This window comes from Klebsiella sp. 28, from assembly GCF_018223905.1.
Classification (GTDB): Bacteria; Pseudomonadota; Gammaproteobacteria; order Enterobacterales; family Enterobacteriaceae; genus Klebsiella; species Klebsiella pneumoniae.
On the sequence record NZ_JAGRQY010000236.1, the window covers coordinates 1 to 1945 of the forward strand.

The 1945-nt window shown below is 60.7% G+C and carries 2 protein-coding genes and 1 pseudogene; all 3 read left to right on the forward strand.

The window, feature by feature from the left end; genetic code table 11:
* A partial coding sequence (gene fruB, locus KHQ28_RS27080; RefSeq protein ID WP_139041644.1) for a fused PTS fructose transporter subunit IIA/HPr protein occupies positions 1–731 on the forward strand: 731 nt, incomplete at its 5' end.
* Positions 732–1670 carry a 1-phosphofructokinase gene (gene fruK / locus KHQ28_RS27085; RefSeq protein WP_002912941.1) on the forward strand — a complete coding sequence of 313 codons (939 nt, stop codon included), beginning with the start codon at positions 732–734 and terminating at the stop codon, positions 1668–1670.
* A gap of 16 nt (positions 1671–1686) precedes the next feature.
* Positions 1687–1945, forward strand: a pseudogene (locus tag KHQ28_RS27090) (PTS fructose transporter subunit EIIBC); the annotation flags it as partial.

The following is a 1945-nucleotide window of genomic DNA, read 5'->3' on the forward strand; positions in this document are numbered from 1 at the left end:
AGCTGCGCGCGCTGCTGATGGGAGAGAAGCAGAGCGAAGCGCTGAAGCTGGATAACGAGACCCTCAGTCTCGACGTCGCGGCCAGCGATCTGCTGACCCTGCAGGCGCTGAACGCGGCGCGTCTGAAAGAAGTTGGCGCTGTCGATGCCGCCTTCGTTAGCCACGTCATTAACGATACGCCGCTGAACCTCGGTCAGGGCGTCTGGCTGAACGACAGTGCGGAAGGCAATTTGCGCAGCGCCGTGGCGGTCAGCCGCGCGGCTAACGCCTTTACCCGCGACGAGCAGCCGGTTTCCCTGCTGGTCACGGTGGCGATGGCCGACGAGCAGCCGACCGCAGTGCTGAACCGTCTGAGCAAGCTGCTGCTGGACAAGAAAGCTGAACATTTGCTGAAAGCCGACGCCGCCACCGTGCTGGCGCTGCTGACCAGCGACGACGCCATTGCCGAAGATGTGCTGAGCGCCGAATTCGTGGTGCGCAATGAACACGGCCTGCATGCCCGTCCGGGCACCATGCTGGTCAACACCATTAAACAATTTTCCAGCGACATCACCGTTACCAATCTCGACGGTTCCGGCAAGCCGGCTAACGGTCGCAGCCTGATGAAGGTTGTGGCGCTGGGTGTGAAAAAAGGTCACCGTCTGCGTTTTACCGCGCAGGGTGAGGATGCGCAACAAGCGCTGGATGCGATTGGCGAAGCGATCGCCGCAGGCCTTGGGGAGGGCGCATAAATGAGCAGACGTGTAGCAACGATTACGTTAAACCCGGCATACGACCTGGTGGGATTCACCCCGGAGATTGAACGCGGTGAAGTGAACCTGGTGCGCACCACCGGCCTGCACGCCGCCGGGAAAGGCATTAATGTGGCGAAAGTGCTGAAAGATCTCGGCATTGACGTCACCGTCGGCGGTTTCCTGGGTAAAGACAACCAGGACGGCTTTCAGCAGCTGTTCAGCGAGCTGGGGATCGCCAACCGTTTCCAGGTGGTGCAGGGCCGGACCCGTATCAACGTTAAGCTGACGGAAAAAGATGGCGAAGTGACCGATTTCAACTTCTCCGGCTTTGAAGTCACCCCGGGCGACTGGGAACGCTTCGTCAACGACTCCCTGAGCTGGCTCGGGCAGTTCGATATGGTCTGCGTCAGCGGCAGCCTGCCGTCCGGCGTTAGCCCGGAAGCCTTCACCGACTGGATGACCCGTCTGCGCAGTCAGTGCCCATGCATCATTTTCGACAGCAGCCGCGAAGCGTTGGTTGCCGGACTAAAAGCGGCGCCGTGGCTGGTGAAACCGAACCGTCGCGAACTGGAAATCTGGGCTGGCCGCAAGCTGCCGGAGATGAAAGATGTTATCGACGCCGCCCATGCGCTGCGCGAGCAGGGTATCGCCCACGTGGTGATCTCCCTGGGCGAAGAGGGTGCGCTGTGGGTCAACGCCTCTGGGGAGTGGATTGCTAAACCACCTTCAGTGGAAGTGGTCAGCACCGTTGGCGCCGGCGATTCGATGGTCGGCGGCCTGATTTACGGCCTGCTGATGCGTGAATCCAGCGAGCATACCCTGCGCCTGGCGACCGCCGTCGCTGCCCTGGCCGTCAGCCAGAGCAATGTAGGAATTACCGACCGTACCCAGTTGGCCGCGATGATGGCGCGCGTCGACTTACAACCCTTTAATTGACAGCAGGAGAGGCATAATGAAAACGCTGCTGATTATTGATGCCGGACTCGGACAGGCGCGCGCCTACATGGCGAAAACCCTGCTGGGTGCCGCGGCGCCGAAAGCGCACCTTGAGCTGATTGATAACCCGAATGACGCCGAACTGGCCATCGTGCTGGGAACCGCGCTGCCGGCCGATAGCGCGCTGAATGGTAAAAACGTTTACCTGGGCGATATTAACCGTGCTGTCGCCCATCCGGAGCTGTTCCTGGGAGAAGCGAAAGACCACGCTAAGC